Origin of the sequence: Achromobacter anxifer (assembly GCF_903652925.1) — a bacterium.
Lineage (GTDB): Bacteria > Pseudomonadota > Gammaproteobacteria > Burkholderiales > Burkholderiaceae_B > Achromobacter > Achromobacter anxifer.
In genome coordinates, this window is sequence record NZ_CAHLAR010000002.1 from 233,436 (window position 1) to 247,867 (window position 14,432).

The 14,432-nt window shown below is 67.3% G+C and carries 16 protein-coding genes; 10 read left to right on the forward strand and 6 right to left on the reverse strand.

Annotated elements, in window-relative coordinates:
* Positions 1-36: 36 nt before the first annotated feature.
* Complete coding sequence (locus tag HWY37_RS06310; RefSeq protein WP_246302207.1) at positions 37-1,047, reverse strand: AraC-like ligand-binding domain-containing protein; 1,011 nt, start codon at positions 1,045-1,047, stop codon at positions 37-39.
* A 123-nt stretch (positions 1,048-1,170) separates the two neighbouring features.
* Between HWY37_RS06310 and HWY37_RS06315 the strand changes: the two genes are divergently transcribed.
* The 7 genes from HWY37_RS06315 (at position 1,171) to HWY37_RS06345 (ending at position 8,156) form a co-directional block, all read left to right on the forward strand.
* The gene (locus HWY37_RS06315; RefSeq protein ID WP_175211601.1) at positions 1,171-2,547 is read left to right on the forward strand and encodes a spinster family MFS transporter; all 1,377 of its coding nucleotides are present in this window, start codon (positions 1,171-1,173) and stop codon (positions 2,545-2,547) included.
* A 153-nt stretch (positions 2,548-2,700) separates the two neighbouring features.
* Entirely contained in the window at positions 2,701-3,663 is a 963-nt protein-coding gene (locus tag HWY37_RS06320; protein WP_176088155.1) for a DUF2242 domain-containing protein, read from the forward strand.
* Positions 3,664-3,757: 94 nt separating this feature from the next.
* Positions 3,758-4,183 (forward strand): CopD family protein, encoded by a 426-nt coding sequence (locus HWY37_RS06325; protein WP_176088156.1) that lies wholly within the window; start codon positions 3,758-3,760, stop codon positions 4,181-4,183.
* 155 nt (positions 4,184-4,338) lie between these two features.
* The gene (locus HWY37_RS06330) at positions 4,339-5,154 is read left to right on the forward strand and encodes a MetQ/NlpA family ABC transporter substrate-binding protein (RefSeq protein ID WP_175211785.1); all 816 of its coding nucleotides are present in this window, start codon (positions 4,339-4,341) and stop codon (positions 5,152-5,154) included.
* Positions 5,155-5,169: 15 nt separating this feature from the next.
* Positions 5,170-6,276 carry a methionine ABC transporter ATP-binding protein gene (locus tag HWY37_RS06335; RefSeq protein ID WP_175211787.1) on the forward strand — a complete coding sequence of 369 codons (1,107 nt, stop codon included), beginning with the start codon at positions 5,170-5,172 and terminating at the stop codon, positions 6,274-6,276.
* Complete coding sequence (locus HWY37_RS06340) at positions 6,257-6,913, forward strand: methionine ABC transporter permease (protein WP_175211789.1); 657 nt, start codon at positions 6,257-6,259, stop codon at positions 6,911-6,913. Before HWY37_RS06335 ends, HWY37_RS06340 begins: the two co-directional genes overlap by 20 nt.
* 52 nt (positions 6,914-6,965) lie before the next feature.
* Positions 6,966-8,156 carry a trans-sulfuration enzyme family protein gene (locus tag HWY37_RS06345; protein WP_176088157.1) on the forward strand — a complete coding sequence of 397 codons (1,191 nt, stop codon included), beginning with the start codon at positions 6,966-6,968 and terminating at the stop codon, positions 8,154-8,156.
* Here the strand turns inward: HWY37_RS06345 and HWY37_RS06350 are convergent.
* Entirely contained in the window at positions 8,131-8,592 is a 462-nt protein-coding gene (locus tag HWY37_RS06350; protein ID WP_175211791.1) for a hypothetical protein, read from the reverse strand. The two genes, HWY37_RS06345 and HWY37_RS06350, sit on opposite strands and share 26 nt — an antisense overlap.
* A 186-nt stretch (positions 8,593-8,778) precedes the next feature.
* Between HWY37_RS06350 and ppk2 the strand changes: the two genes are divergently transcribed.
* Positions 8,779-10,005 (forward strand): polyphosphate kinase 2, encoded by a 1,227-nt coding sequence (ppk2, locus tag HWY37_RS06355; RefSeq protein ID WP_176088158.1) that lies wholly within the window; start codon positions 8,779-8,781, stop codon positions 10,003-10,005.
* 3 nt (positions 10,006-10,008) lie between these two features.
* On the opposite strand, the gene HWY37_RS06360 is transcribed toward ppk2, so the two are convergent.
* The 4 genes from HWY37_RS06360 to HWY37_RS06375 are packed head-to-tail and all read right to left on the reverse strand — an operon-like array spanning position 10,009 to position 13,573.
* A complete protein-coding gene (locus HWY37_RS06360) occupies positions 10,009-10,362 on the reverse strand; it encodes a DOPA 4,5-dioxygenase family protein (RefSeq protein WP_176088159.1) in 354 nt (117 codons plus the stop codon).
* 19 nt (positions 10,363-10,381) lie between these two features.
* Positions 10,382-10,744: a translation initiation factor Sui1 gene (locus HWY37_RS06365; protein WP_176088160.1), complete on the reverse strand. Its 363-nt coding sequence runs from the start codon at positions 10,742-10,744 to the stop codon at positions 10,382-10,384.
* A 58-nt stretch (positions 10,745-10,802) separates the two neighbouring features.
* Positions 10,803-12,113, reverse strand: coding sequence for a sigma-54-dependent transcriptional regulator (locus tag HWY37_RS06370; RefSeq protein WP_176088161.1), 1,311 nt, complete (start codon positions 12,111-12,113; stop codon positions 10,803-10,805).
* Positions 12,110-13,573 carry a sensor histidine kinase gene (locus HWY37_RS06375; protein WP_175210921.1) on the reverse strand — a complete coding sequence of 488 codons (1,464 nt, stop codon included), beginning with the start codon at positions 13,571-13,573 and terminating at the stop codon, positions 12,110-12,112. The genes HWY37_RS06370 and HWY37_RS06375 overlap by 4 nt, the downstream gene beginning before the upstream one ends.
* 30 nt (positions 13,574-13,603) lie before the next feature.
* Between HWY37_RS06375 and HWY37_RS06380 the strand changes: the two genes are divergently transcribed.
* The gene (locus HWY37_RS06380; RefSeq protein ID WP_176088162.1) at positions 13,604-13,840 is read left to right on the forward strand and encodes a hypothetical protein; all 237 of its coding nucleotides are present in this window, start codon (positions 13,604-13,606) and stop codon (positions 13,838-13,840) included.
* 100 nt (positions 13,841-13,940) lie between these two features.
* Positions 13,941-14,432 (forward strand): tripartite tricarboxylate transporter TctB family protein, encoded by a 492-nt coding sequence (locus HWY37_RS06385; RefSeq protein WP_175210924.1) that lies wholly within the window; start codon positions 13,941-13,943, stop codon positions 14,430-14,432.

Here is a 14,432-nt window from a genome sequence, read left to right on the forward strand (position 1 = left end):
GATCCGGCAAGCGAATCGCGGCGCCGCCGGTCGCGCCTAATGCCTGTTCTGGCGCAGGGTGTCCGAGGGCAGGCAGCCGTAGCGCTTGCGGTAGTGCGTGGCGAAATGCCCGAAGCTGGCGATGCCGTGCCGCAGCAGGATGTCGGTGACGCTGTCGCCTTCGTGGGCTTGTTCCAGGGCCGCGTGCACCAGCGCCAGCCGCTGGTTGCGCACGTAGTCGCTGGGGCTTTGCTTCAAGAATTGCGCGAAGCCGTTTTGCAGCGTGCGCACGGACACGCCGCAGTGCGCCGCCAGGTCCGTCAGCGAGAGCGGTTCGTCCAGATGGCTTTCTATGTAGTCGCGCGCCCGGCGCACGTGCAGCGGCAGCGGCTGGCGGCGGTCGGCCTGCAAGGCCTCGGAATAGTTGTGCGGCAGCTGGGTCAGCAGCAGCGTCAGCAGATAATCCGAGAAGCCGGCGGCCAGGGTCTGCGTGACGCCTTCGATGGCGGGGTGGCGGTACAGCCGGCACAGGTAGTCCAGCGTTTCGCGCACTGCGACAGGGCCGGGCGCGCCGGCGTCCATTTGCAGGTCGAACACCAGCGCCTGCTTGATGGGGCGTTCGAGCAGCCGTTGCAGCTGGCGTTCCAGGGCCTCGCGCTCGATGCGCAGGATCAGGTTGCGGCAGTCGCGGCCGATGCGGATCACGCTGCGTTCGGACGGCGACGAGATGGTCAGGCTGCCCGCGTTCATCGCGGCGCTGCGCTTGCCCAGCGTGATCAGGCCGGACCCTTGCAGCGTGATGCGTATGAGGTAGTAGCTGGCGATGTCGCCGGCGTCGATCTCGACTTCGGCGCCGTAGTGCAGGTCGAACAGCGCGGCGTTGCCGAAGAACACGCCATACAGGCGCGATTGCAGGGGTTTACCCGGAGGGACGCACATGCGGTGCGACCACAGGTGCTGGCTGACCTGGTCCTTGATCTCGGCGATGTTGCCCGAGTCCAGCAAGCAATGGCGGTCCAGCGGATTGGTGTCGTTGAACATGCTTTCCTGCGCGGCGGGAACAGTCATTGCGTCAGTCGTATAGAGGCCGCTGGCGCAAAGACCTACAAAAGACGGGACTACAAGCAAGTGAGGCGCAACCCGGGCCGTTGGGCGATGGGGCGGATCTCACGACCATACAAGGGAAAAACCATGACTGAGGACAGCCCGAGGCACGCATCGAAACCCAGCTACGCCTATGAGTGGTACGTCGTGGTGATATGCATGCTAGCGTACATATTTTCCTTCGTCGACAGGCAGATCCTGGCGCTGATGATCGAACCGATCAAGCACGATCTGCAACTGTCGGACACGCAATTCAGCTTGCTGCACGGGCTGGCGTTCTCCTTGTTCTACGCCTTCATGGGCATTCCCATTGCGCTGCTGGCGGACCGCTATTCGCGGCCCAGGATCATTGCGATCGGCGTGGCGTTCTGGAGCCTGGCCACCGCGGCCTGTGGCCTGTCGCGCAACTTCGCGCAGATGTTTCTGGCGCGCATAGGCGTGGGCGTGGGGGAGGCGGCCTTGTCGCCCGCCACGTACTCCATGCTCAGCGACATGTTTCCGCGTGAAAAACTGGGGCGGGCCGTCGGGATCTATTCGATCGGCTCGTTCATCGGCGGCGGCATGGCCTTCCTGATCGGCGGCTACGTCATCAATCTGCTCAAGAGCGTGGACATGGTCAGCCTGCCCTGGGTGGGGGCGATGCGGCCATGGCAGGTGACCTTCTTCATCGTCGGCCTGCCCGGCCTGCTGATCGCGCTGCTGATCCTGCTGACGGTGCGCGATCCACAGCGGCTGGGCCTGCAACGCAACGCGTCGGGCCAGGTCCGCAAGCCCGCCATGAAGGACACCTTCCGCTTCGTGGGCCGGCACCGTGGCACCTTCTTCTGCCACTACCTGGGCTTCTCCTTCTACGCCATGGTGCTGTTCGCGCTGCTGGGCTGGACGCCGGCCTTCTACATGCGCAAGTTCGGCATGTCGCCGGTGGAGGCGGGCTACATGCTGGGCGTCGTGGTGCTGGTCGCCAATACCGCGGGGGTATTCTGCGGCGGCTGGCTGATGGACGCGCTGGCCAAGCGCGGCTACAGCGACGCGCCGCTGCGCGCGGGCGTGATCGGCGCGGCGGGCATGGCCTTGCCTGCCGTGATCTTCACCCAGGTGGACTCGCTGTGGCTGTCGGTGGGGCTGCTGCTGCCCGCCATGTTCTTCGCCTCGTTTCCCATGCCGACCTCGACGGCCGCCATGCAGATACTGCCGCCCAACCAGCTGCGCGCCCAGGTGTCGGCCCTGTTCCTGCTGATCTCGAACCTGATCGGGCTGGGCCTGGGCACCACCGCTGTCGCCATGCTCACCGATCGCTGGTTCCGCAACCCGGCCGCGGTCGGCCAATCCATGTCCGTCCTGGTCGGCGTGGCCACGGTGCTGTGCATCCTGCTGTTGGCGGCCGGCTGCAGGCATTACCGGCGCAGCCTGAACCTGGAAGCGCAGGAGACCCGGCCGCTGGAGGCCGCGCGCGCATCGTCCTGAAACCGGGGGCAGGGGGCCACGATGCGGCCCTTTTTAATCCTGTTACCTCTGCGTTGAACTACACATTCCTCGTAAAGGAAATGGTGCCGGGGATGCGCTATAACAAATAGTTTACGCATCACCGTTCCGGCGTGCCGCGCCGGACTCCAATTCATGCCTTGTGTCATACGCCATTCTTCCCTGGCCCTGTTCCTTGCCCTGACGGGCGTTCTGGCGGGATGCTCATCCCCCAAGCCAGAGTTCGAGAAAGAAGATTTCACCCAGAACGACACCTACTCGCGCACCATCCAGGCGAGTAGCGCCGCCGCCTGCGACGCCGGCCGCCGCGCCTTGCTGAGCCAGGGCTACAACATCGACAAGTTCGAGGGCTCGCGCGTCACGGGGCACAAGAACTTCCAGGATGAAAGCGGGCAGCACACGCAGATCGCCTTCAACATCGAGTGCGCCTCCGACGGCGGCTCGAACGAGCGCGCCACGGTGTTTGCCAACGCCGTGCAGGACCGCTATTCGATCAAACGCACGGCCAGTTCGGCCAGCGTGGGCGTGAGCGTGCTGGGTCAGGTGTCCATGCCTTTCGGCTCCAGCGACGATTCGCTGGTGAAGACGGGCAGCCAGACCGTGGCGCGGCCCAAGTTCTACGAAGGCTTCTTCCAGCTGCTGCAGCGTTTCCTGCCGGACGCGCAGGCCGCCGCCGCGCCGCACGCGCCGGCCGGCAGCCGCGCCAAGCCGCAGCCCAAGGCCGCGGCGGCCGAACCGGCCGAGACCCCGGACAAGCCGGCCGACACCTTGAATCCCGCCACGGCCACGGGCGCCGCCGGAGAGTCCGCGAAGACGCCGGCCGCGACCAGCGCCAGCCCTGCGGCGGCGCAGCCCGCATCCGCGGGAGCCGCCGCGCCGACGGCGCCTGCGTCCAGCGCGCCTGCATCGACCTCGCCGGCATCGGCATCACCCACGTCGACTTCACCCGCTTCGACTTCAGCAACGCCAGCTTCATCCGCGCCGTCCACTGCTGCACCCACAGCGCCCGCGCAGTCCCCCGCAGCCGGCACACCGGCGTCCACTGCGCCGGCGCAAGCCACGCCCGCCGCCGCGGCCAGCCCCGAGGCCGCCAAGTAAATCGGTCTCACAGCGCCCCGGTTTGCCGTGGCGCAAACCGGCGCGTCGCGGCGATTCGCGGCGCGGCGCTCATCCGGCGATAATCGCGGGCATCATGACCTATCAACTCCTGAAAATGCTCCATGTGGCGGCAGTGGTCGCCTGGCTGGGCGGATCGCTGTTCGTGTCGCTGTTCCTGCTGTCCTCGCAGCCGCAGGAGGGCGACGAGGCCCCGAAAGAACGCAAGATGCTGGGCGCGCTGCGCCGCTGGACGCTGTATGTCACCACGCCGGCCATGGTGCTGGCCTGGCTGGTCGGCCTGCACCTGGCCATGACCTTCGGCTGGTTCGCCATGAACTGGATCTGGGTCAAGATCGCTTGCGCGCTGGCCCTGTCGGCGCTGCTGGGCATCCAGAGCGCCGCCCTGCGCCGCATGGCCAACGGCAGCGAGCGGCGCCCGCCGCTGGTCGATCTCTATGCGCCCTTCACCGTCGTCGCTTCCGCCGTCATCGTGACGCTGGTGGTCGTCAAACCCTTCTGATGCGCGCAGTGGGGCATGCGCCACAGGCATATGCCCCGCCGCCATATCCAAACACCCACGTAATAAGGACTCAACGAACTATTCGTTCGCGCGGTCCGTCCCCCTCCCTAGAATCGTTTCTCTCATAACCGCATAGCCTGAGAGGCGATTCCATCATGACTTCCCGTTTTTTCAAGCGCCTCCTGGGCGCGGTGCTGGCTTCGGCGGCAATGTTCCATGGCCCGGCGTTTTCGGCCGATCCCAAGCCCTTGAAGGTGGGCGTGCGCGGCGGCGTGGACGAGCAGATCTGGGAAGTGGTGGCCCAGGTGGCGAAGAAGAACGGCCTGGCCGTGGAACCCGTGGTGATCACCGGCACCGCCAGTCCCAACGAGGCGCTCAACAACGGCGACCTGAACGCCAACGCCTTCCAGCACATTCCTTTCCTGAACGACCAGATCAAGCAGCGCGGCTACAAGCTGGTGTCGGTGGCCAACACGCTGATCTCGCCCATCGCCTTCTATTCCAAGAAGTACAAGTCGCTGCAGGAGCTGCCCGAGGGCGCCCGAGTCGGCATTCCCAACGATCCCAGCAACCAGACGCGCGCATTGGTCATCCTGCGCGACCAGGGCCTGATCACGTTGAAGGATGGATTCGATCCGGCCACCGGCACGGCGACGCTTGCCGACGTGACTTCCAATCCGAAGAAGCTGAACTTCGTGGAGAGCGCGTCCGTGGTGCTGGCGCGTTCCCTGCCGGACGTGGACACCGCCGCCATCGTCAACAGCTTCGCCTATCAGGCCGGCCTGATCGCCACCCGCGACGGCATCGCGGTGGAGAAGAAGGAAAACAATCCCTACGTCAACATCATCGCGGTGCGCGAGCAGGACAGGAATGCGCCCTGGGTGCCCGAGCTGGTCAAGGCCTATCACTCGGAAGAGGTGCGCCAGTTCATCCTGAGCAAGTACGAAGGCTCGGTGATTCCGGTTTTCTGAGCCTGGGACCCGGCAATGATGCAACACGAATTCTCCCCGGCGGAGCTGGCCGTCTTCGCGCCTCAGGGCCGAGCCGGCGATGCCCACATCGTCTTCGAGGGCCTGCAGAAGCGCTACGAAGGCGCGCAGGGACCGGTGGCCGCGCTGTCCGACGTGTCGTTCTCCATCGCCCGCGGCGAAGTGTTCGGCATCATCGGGCGCAGCGGCGCGGGCAAGTCCACGCTGCTGCGTTCCATCAACATGCTGGAACGTCCCAGCGCCGGCCGGGTGCTGGTGGACGGCGTGGATGTGGGCGGCCTGGACGAGAACGCCCTGGTGGGGCTGCGCCGCCGCATCGGCATGATCTTCCAGCACTTCAACCTGCTGTCGGCCAAGACGGTGGCCGAGAACGTGGCCTTGCCCTTGCGAGTGGCCGGCGTGAAGCCCGCCGCCGCGCGCGCCCGGGTGGAGGAACTGCTGGAATTGGTGGGCCTGCGCGACAAGGCCGATACCTATCCCGCCAAGCTGTCCGGCGGCCAGAAGCAGCGCGTCGGCATTGCGCGGGCGCTGGTGCATGAGCCGGAGATCCTGCTGTGCGACGAGGCGACCTCGGCGCTGGACCCCGAGACCACGCAGTCGATCCTGGCCTTGCTGCTGGACATCAACCGCAAGCTGGGCCTGACGGTGGTGCTGATCACGCACGACATGGCGGTGATCCGCGAGGTCTGCCACAAGGTGCTGGTGCTGGACGGCGGCCGCAAGGTCGAGGACGGCGAGGTCTGGCGCGTGTTCGGCAACCCCCAGGCCGACGCCACGCGCGCCTTGCTGCGGCCCCTGCAGCACGATCTGCCGGCCGATCTGGCGGCGAGGCTCGTGCCCGACCTGCAGGGACGCGAGGGCGTGGCCGTGCTGCGCCTGCGCTTCACGGGGCAGGGGCGGCCGGGCGGCGTGTCCTTGCAGGCGCTGGCGGCCTTGGGTCCTGGCGCGACGCTGCTGCATGGCGGCCTGGACCGCTTGCGCGGCCATGCGCAAGGCAGCCTGCTGGTATCGGTGCCCGCGGGCGCATTACAGGAAGAGGCCACGCGCGCCGCGCTGGTGGCCGATCAGATCAAGGTGCTGGGATATGTCGCTGCCGATGCTTGATAAATACCTGCAGGCCTTCCTGCAAACCCTGGCCATGGTGAGCGTGTCCGCCGTCATCGCCATCGTGCTCGGCCTCACGCTGGCCGTGGTGCTGACCGTCACCGCGCCCGGCAACCTGTACCCCAGGCCGCGCTTCAACAAGGCGCTGTCGGTCACGGTGAACACCTTCCGCGCCATCCCCTTCATCATTCTGCTGGTGGCGATGCTGCCGTTCACGCGCTTCCTGGTGGGCACCACGCTGGGCACCTGGGCCGCCATCGTGCCACTGTCGGCCAACCTGGTGCCGTTCTTCGCGCGCATCGCCCAGGTCAGCCTGAACGACGTCGATCATGGTCTGGTGGAAGCCGCCCGCGCCATGGGCTGCCGCCGCTGGCACATCGTGCGCCACGTGCTCTTGCCCGAGGCCCTGCCGGGCATCATCGGCGGCATGACGGTCAGCGTGATCGCCATGATCAACGCCTCGGCGATGGCGGGCGCCGTCGGCGCCGGCGGCCTGGGCGACCTGGCGATCCGCTACGGCTACGAACGCTACGAAACCCGCGTGATGTTCGAGGTCATCGTGATCCTGATCGCCCTGGTGTCGATCGTGCAGTTCACCGGCGAATGGCTGTCGCGCCGCGCCGACCACAAACGCTGAATCCGCGCCGGGGCGGCGTGCCCCGGCCTTATCCGAAAACAGGAACGCTGAAATGTCCGATACCTCGCAACACGGCTTCGCCACGCGCGCCATCCACCTGGGCTACGACCCGCTGGACGAACAAGGCGCGCTCGCGCCGCCGCTCTACCTGACCTCCACCTATACCCAGGACAGCATCGAAGCCTTCGACCAGATCCGCCTGGGAGAGAAGCAGGGCTATGTCTACGGGCGTACGCGCAATCCGACGCAGGCCCTGCTGGAAGAGCGGCTGGCTTCGCTGGAAGGCGCCGAGGCCGGCGTGGTGACGGCCTCGGGCATGGCGGCGATTTCCGCCACCTTGTTCTCGCTGCTGCAAAGCGGCGATGAAATCGTGGTGGACCAGATCGTGTACGGCACCGCCTTCACCTTGTTTACGCAAGGCTTGTCGCGCTTTGGCGTGCGCGCGGTGTTCGCCGACTTCACGCGCCCCGAGACCGTGGCCGCGGCCATCGGCCCCAGGACGCGCGCGGTCTATTTCGAGACGCCCGCCAATCCGAACCTGCGCCTGGTGGATATCGCCGCGGTGTCGGCCATCGCCCGTGGCAAGGGCTTGCTGACCATCGTCGACAACACCTTTGCCACGCCGGTGCTGCAGCGTCCGCTGGAGCACGGCGCCGACATCGTGCTGCATTCGGCCACCAAGTACCTGGGCGGCCATGGCGACCTGCTGGCCGGCGCGGTGCTGGGGCGCAAGGAACACATAGACGCCATCCGGCTGCAAGGCCTGCGCTACTTCACGGGAGCGACCTTGTCGCCTTTCACGGCCTTCCTGGTGCTGCGCGGCATCAAGACGCTGGAGCTGCGCGTCCAACGCCACAGCGAATCGGCCCTGCAAGTGGCGCGCCTGCTGCGCGAACACGCCGCGGTGGCCGAGGTGTTCTACCCGGGGCTGGCGGATACCGCGGGCGCCGAGATCGCGCGCCGCCAGCAAGCGGCGGGCGGCGGCCTGGTCGCATTCGAACTGAAGGGTGGGCTGGCCGCCGGCCGCCGCCTGCTCAACAGCCTGAAGCTGGCGCGCATCGCCGTCAGCCTGGGCGATCCCGAAACCCTGATCCAGCATCCGGCGTCCATGACGCATGCCAGCTACACGGCCGAGGACCGCGAACGCTACGGCTTGTCGGAGGGCTTGCTGCGTCTGTCGGTCGGCCTGGAAACGCCCGCGGACATCCTGGCCGATCTCAAGCAGGGCCTGGACCGGGCGTAGCGGCCGCGCGCCGCCAGGCCACCCATTCTCCCGCGCTCTCGAAATTGCGCGGTCCGTCCGCGGCGACGGCCAGCCCGGCGCGCAGCGGGCCCAGGTCGAGTCCGGGCAGGTTGCGCAACAGGGCGGGGGGCAGGCGGTCGATGTCGAGGACCCCGGCGTCGAAGTCCAGCGCCATCAGCCCGCCGCCATCGCTGGGCACGCGCAGGAACCACAGGCCTTCCATGTAGTCGCCGAACCAGGGATCGGGAAAGACGGCTTGCGTGTAGCGGAAGCCGAATTCGTGGATGTCGCGCCAGGGCCAGAACTCCTGCTGGCCCAGGGCGCGCGCCAGTTCGCTGCTGCGCGTGAAGCCCGCGTCGTCGAAACTCAGGGTCTCGCGCAGCGGATCCTCGGGAGGCGTCGAGCCGGCAAGCAGCCGTTTGATGAATGACCACATGGCGCACAGGCGGATGAAGGGAGGCCAGTGTAGCGGCCCGCGCCGCTGCAAAAATGTTACAACCCTTGATCCAGGTCAAATCCGCGCTGGCGGCCCCGGAGTAGCGTTTGCGCTTTTCCCTGAGCGGCCCGCAGGCGATACGCCAGGCCGGCGCGGGACCGACGACCAGCAGCGAGGACAGGATCGATGACAGACAAGAATACGCAAGCCACCGAACAAGACGTCGCCGAGGCGCCCCGCAAGCGCGCCGCCAAGCGCACCGCCAATGCGCCGGCCAAGCCTGTCGTCAAGACGGTGGTCACGGCGGTGACCACCAGCCGCAAGCCGCGCGTTGTCGCCGCGAAGCGGCCGGCGACGGCGGCCGTCGCCGCCGATGCCGTGAGCGCCGCGGCGGCGGCCGAGCCGGCCCAGGAGGTCCGCAAGCGCGTCGCCGCCCGGCAGGATGCCGCGCGCCAGGAAACCGTGGCGGTGCTGGCCGACATTGCGCGCCGTTACAACGTCAGCGCGCCGGCGCAGGCGCGCGAGGCCCTGCGCTCGGTGATCGAGGAGCTGTCGCCGGATGATGCGCAGGCCGTGCACCGCGCCTTGCTGGAAGCCAACTCGATGACGCCGCGCGCGCGCCGCAATCCCGACGACGAGCTGGCGGCGGATTGGCGCGAAGGCATCTATCCCTATCGCCACCGCATGCTGCGGCGTAATTACGAAAAGCAGAAGTACAACCTGCAGGTCGAACTGCTGAAGCTGCAGGCCTGGGTCAAGGCCACCGGCCAGCGCGTCGTGATCCTGTTCGAAGGCCGCGATGCCGCGGGCAAGGGCGGCACCATCAAGCGCATGATGGAACACCTGAACCCGCGCGGCGCGCGCGTGGTCGCCCTGGAAAAGCCATCGGATACCGAAAAGGGCCAGTGGTACTTCCAGCGCTACGTGCAGCATCTGCCGACCGCGGGCGAGATCGTCATGTTCGACCGTTCCTGGTACAACCGCGCCGGCGTCGAGCGCGTGATGGGCTTTTGCTCCGAGAACGAGTACCTGGACTTCCTGAGCCAGGTGCCGGACTTCGAGCGCCATCTGGTCAGCAGCGGCATACACCTGATCAAGTTCTGGTTCTCGGTCAGCCAGGAAGAGCAGCGCCGCCGCTTCCTGCAACGCAAGGTGCATCCGCTCAAGCAGTGGAAGCTCAGCCCCGTGGACCTGGCCTCGCTGGACAAGTGGGACGACTACACCCGCGCCAAGGAAGCGATGTTCGCGCACACCGACACCGCCGACGCGCCCTGGGTGGTGGTCAAGTCCGACTGCAAGAAGCGCGCGCGGATCAACGCGATGCGCTACGTGCTGAGCCGCTTGCCGTACGAAGGCAAGAGCGGCGATCCCATGATGGCCCTGGATCCGCTGATCGTGGGCCGCGCGCTGTAGCCCTCAGGCGCCCAGCGCGGCCAGGTTCAGCGTGTGGCTGCGGCCGATCCAGACCGCGCAATCGCGGTGGTCGCGCAGGGAGTCGCCGGTGTTGGGATGCATGAAGACGTCCAGCGCGCCGTGGTTCAGGCTCAGCCAGGTGGTGATCTCCGCGAAGTGTTGCGGGGCGAACGCGATCTGGTAGCTCCACTGGGGATGCGGGCCGACGGGGCGCTCATGGAAGCGCCCCAATTCCATCTGGCCGTCGAAGCGTTCGGCGATGCGCACGCGCAGGGCCTGCGCCGCGTCGCGGCTGGCGGCGTCGAAATAGATATGGGCGTGCCAGCTGGCGACAGCGGTGGTTTGCAGGTCGGTCATTGCTTGTACTCCGTTCATCTCAGCCGCCCGCGCGCTTGGCGCGGTATCCCTGCTTTTGCAGGACCTCCAGGACGCGGTCGCAGTGCTCGCCCTGGATCTCGATCACGCCGTCCTTGACCGTGCCGCCCGAGCCGCAGGCGGTGCGCAACTGCTTGCCCAGCGCATTCAGCGCGGCGCCGTCCAGGGCCAGGCCCTTGACCACGGTGACGCTCTTGCCGCCGCGCCCCTTCGTTTCGCGCGACACGCGGGCGATGCCGTCGCCGGCGGGGGGCGCCTTGGCCGCCTGCTTGCACAGGCACTGCGTGAGCGGCTTGCGGCATTCCGGGCACATCCGGCCGCCATCGGTGGAATAGACCAGGCCGCCTGTCGAACTGCTTTTCATGGTTGGGATTGCGGAAAAAGTCCTATGTTAATCGGCCGGGCGGGCCGCGTGGCGCGCATCAGCGCTGACGCAGCTTCTTCCACAAGGTGGTGCGCGAAATGCCCAGCCGCTTGGCGGCCAGCCCCAACTGGCCGCCGGAGACTGCAATGGCCTGCTGGATGGAACGCAACTCCGCATCGGCGCGCGCGGCATTCAGGTCTGGAATGACGACAGGCTCGCCCAAGCTGCCTTCGGGAAACAGATCGCTTTCTTCAAGCGCGGGGCCGTCGGCGATCACCGCCGCGCGTTGCACGCGGTTCTTCAGTTCGCGGATATTGCCAGGCCAGGCGTGCCTGAGCAGGGCATCCCGCGCGCCGCCCGAGAACGTCGCAGCCGGACGCGCCGTGGCGGACCAGTCGCGCAGGAAGCGCTCGGCCAGCGGCAGTATGTCCTGCGGACGTTCGCGCAATGGCGGCAGGTTCAGATGGCCCACCGCCAGCCGGTAGTACAGGTCGGCGCGGAAGGCCTGCCGCCTCACCGCTTCCGCCAGATCGATGTTGGTGCTGGCCACGAAGCGGCAATCAGCCTTGAGCGGCGTGCTGTCGCCCAGCGGCAGGAAGCGCTTGTCTTCCAGCACGCGCAGCAGCGCTGCCTGCGCGCGGGGCGACAGTTCGCCGACCTCGTCCAGGAACAGCGTGCCGCCGCCGGCATGCTCGATCAGGCCGCGATGCGCTTCCCTGGCGCCGCTGAACGCGCCGCGGCGGTGTCCGAACAACTGGCTCTCGACCAGCTCGTCCGCCAGGCTGGCGCAGTTGACCGGCACGAAGGGGCCGCTGGAGCAAGACGAGTTTGCATGCATGAACCGGGCTGTCAGCTCCTTGCCGACACCGGTTTCGCCCTGCAGCAGCACGGTCAGATCCAGCGGCGCCAGCTTCTGGATGGCGGCGGCGACAGCCTCTGTCGCGGGGCTGCCGAGGAAGGGGTTCTCCGGCAGGGCTGGACTCGCATCCTCGTCGTCGAACGCCTCGACGGCGGCGTGGATGCGGGGGATCAGCGCGTCGACGTCGTAAGGCTTGGTGAGGTAATCGGTGGCGCCTGCGGCGACCAGGCGTACCGCCTGGGCCAGTTCGCCGTAAGCCGTCGCGAAAACGATGGTCGAGCGCGCCACGTAAGGAATGATGCGCCGGTACAGGTCTTCGCCCGAGCCGTCCGGCAGGCGGATGTCGGCCAGTATGAAGGCCGGGCGCAGCCGCTGGCGGCGAAATGCCTCCACGGCCTGGGAGCAGTTTTCCACCCAGACGGCCGACAAGCCTTCCAGCCGCAGACGCTGGCGCAGCGCGCCGCCCAGCACGCGGTCGTCTTCGATCAGCAAGACGTCGATATAGCTCACTTTCCATCCTCCTGCGGCGCGTAGGGCAACAACACGGTGACCACGGCGCCGGGGCCGGCGCCATCCAGCCCGGCGCCGTTTCGTTCTGGGTTGTCGCGCCAAGCGCCTATGGCAACGTCGATCTCGCCCTCCATGCCCGCCACCAGCTCCCGCACGATGCCCAGCCCCATGCCTTCGGCCTGCTCGTCGCCAGGCCGCGTCAGCGCGGCGCGCGCGTGTTCGGGAAAGCCCGGCCCCTGGTCCGCCACGCGCAGCAGCAGGCGGGACTCGCCGCATTCGCTGTCCACCGTGATTTCCGCGCCGGGAGGCGAGGCGGCGACCGCGTTGAGCAGCAGGTTGAGCAGGATCTGGCGCAGCGGCGCGGCGGGCAGGGGCAGCTCCTGCACGGGCCATTCGTTGCGGAAGGTCAGCCGTATCCGCTTGCGCCTGGCTTCGGAACGGATCAGCAGTTGCACGTCCTGGATATCCGCCAATGTCGCGCGTGGGGCGCGTTCGTCGGGCCTGAAGGTCTGCAGGCTGGCGTCGACCACGGCGCGCAAGGTCTGCACGCCGCGGTCGACGAAATCGATGGCGTCGCGGCGCGCTTCTTCCTGATGTCCGAAGCGCCGTAGCGTCTGCAGGGCGGTCTGCATGCCCGCCAGCGGATTGCGCACTTCGTGGGCCAACGCGGCGGACATGCGGCCGAGCAGCGCGGCGCGTTCGATGCGGGCGTGCCGGCGGGCCAGGGTCTCGCGTTCCTGCACGCTGCGCACCATCCAGTTATAGGCTTCCGTCAGTTCTTTCAGTTCGCCGTCCGGGCCGGCTGCCGCCGGGTCCAGCAGTTCGGGTTCATGGCGGCGCGCGGCGCGCAGCTGCTGGGTCAGGCGCATGATGGGCCGCTGCAGGCGGCGTGCAAGCAGGAAGCCCAGGCCGGCCCCGGCCAGGCTCACGCCCAGGCCGGCCAGCGCCAATTCGATCGCCAGCGAGCGGCGCTGCGCGATGAAGTCGCCGGCGTCCAGGTTGGCCGCGACCGTACCCAGCGCGGGCTGGTTCTCGTCCAACAGCCGCCAGGTCCACACGCCGTTGGACACCGTGCTCAGATAAGTGCCGCTGGCCGAGCGCGCGAGCCGCGCCTTCAGCGGTATGGCTTCGACCTCGTCGTAGCGCGCCACGTGGGCGACGAGCCGTCCCTGCGCATCGATGATGGCGAGCGTACGGTCGATGATGCCCACCTGCGTGTCCAGCGCGCGGTTCAGCACTTCCAGCATCTGCGTCTGGTCGCCGGCGCGCACGGCGGGCAGCACGGCGGCGGACAGCCCGTCCAGGTAGACCTGGCCCAGGTCCGAGATCTGGCGTTCGAACTGGCGCGACAGGCCGTGCAGCGACAACGATATCAGCGCGGTGGAAACGAGCAGGGAAAGAACGGCCACGCCTAGCGGAATCCTGACGGTCAGCGGCAAGCGGCCCATGCGGCGGAACATGGCGAGAGTAGCGGGACAAAGAGGAGGATTATGCCTGCCGCTGCCGGCAGTTTGCAGCCCGGAAAAAATGCAACCTTTGGAAAACAGGGGTTGCTCAGGCAAGTCCCGTGCCATTACGTCGAACTTCTCCCTTGCGCCAGATCCTGTCGCAGCGCGAATGTTCACTTTTTTGAACATTCGCGGCGGCGGGTGTTCATTGCCTTGAACATGCGCGCGGCGGCCGGCGCTGATGCTGCGCTGCGCATGGCGCGCGCGCTGCAATGGTGAAAGCAGAATGGAAGGGGCCGTCTCTACAGTCCCGTCTCTCTTGATCCCGCGGCGGTTGGCTCGCCGCGAAAACAACATTGACTCCGAAAGGGGGGGGACCATGCGCAGCAAGATACTGGCAATAAAACGCGACTTATGGGGAGGGGCGCTGATCGCGCTCTGCGGGGCCTTGACGATACTCGAGGCCAACAACTACGCGGTCGGCGAACTGGCGCGTATGGGGCCGGGCTACTTCCCCATGCTGGTGGGCTGCTTCCTGATCGCTCTGGGCATCCTGATCCCGCTCAGTCCCGATCCCGACGACCTGGCCGAGCAGGAAGGCAAGATCGACGACGGCATGCCGCAACCCACCAGAGCGGAGCGGCTGCGCGGCATGGCCTGCATTGCGGCCGGCATCGGCGCCTTCATCGTGCTCGGTCATTTCGTCGGCTTCCTGCCGGCGACCTTCGCGCTGGTCTTCATCTCCGCGATGGGCGACACGTCCAATACCTGGCGCTCGGCCGCGATCCTGGCCACGGCCATGACGGTGTTCGGCTGGCTGGTCTTCTCCTGGGGTCTGCAGCTCCAGTTTCCGATGTTCCGCTGGGGGTAA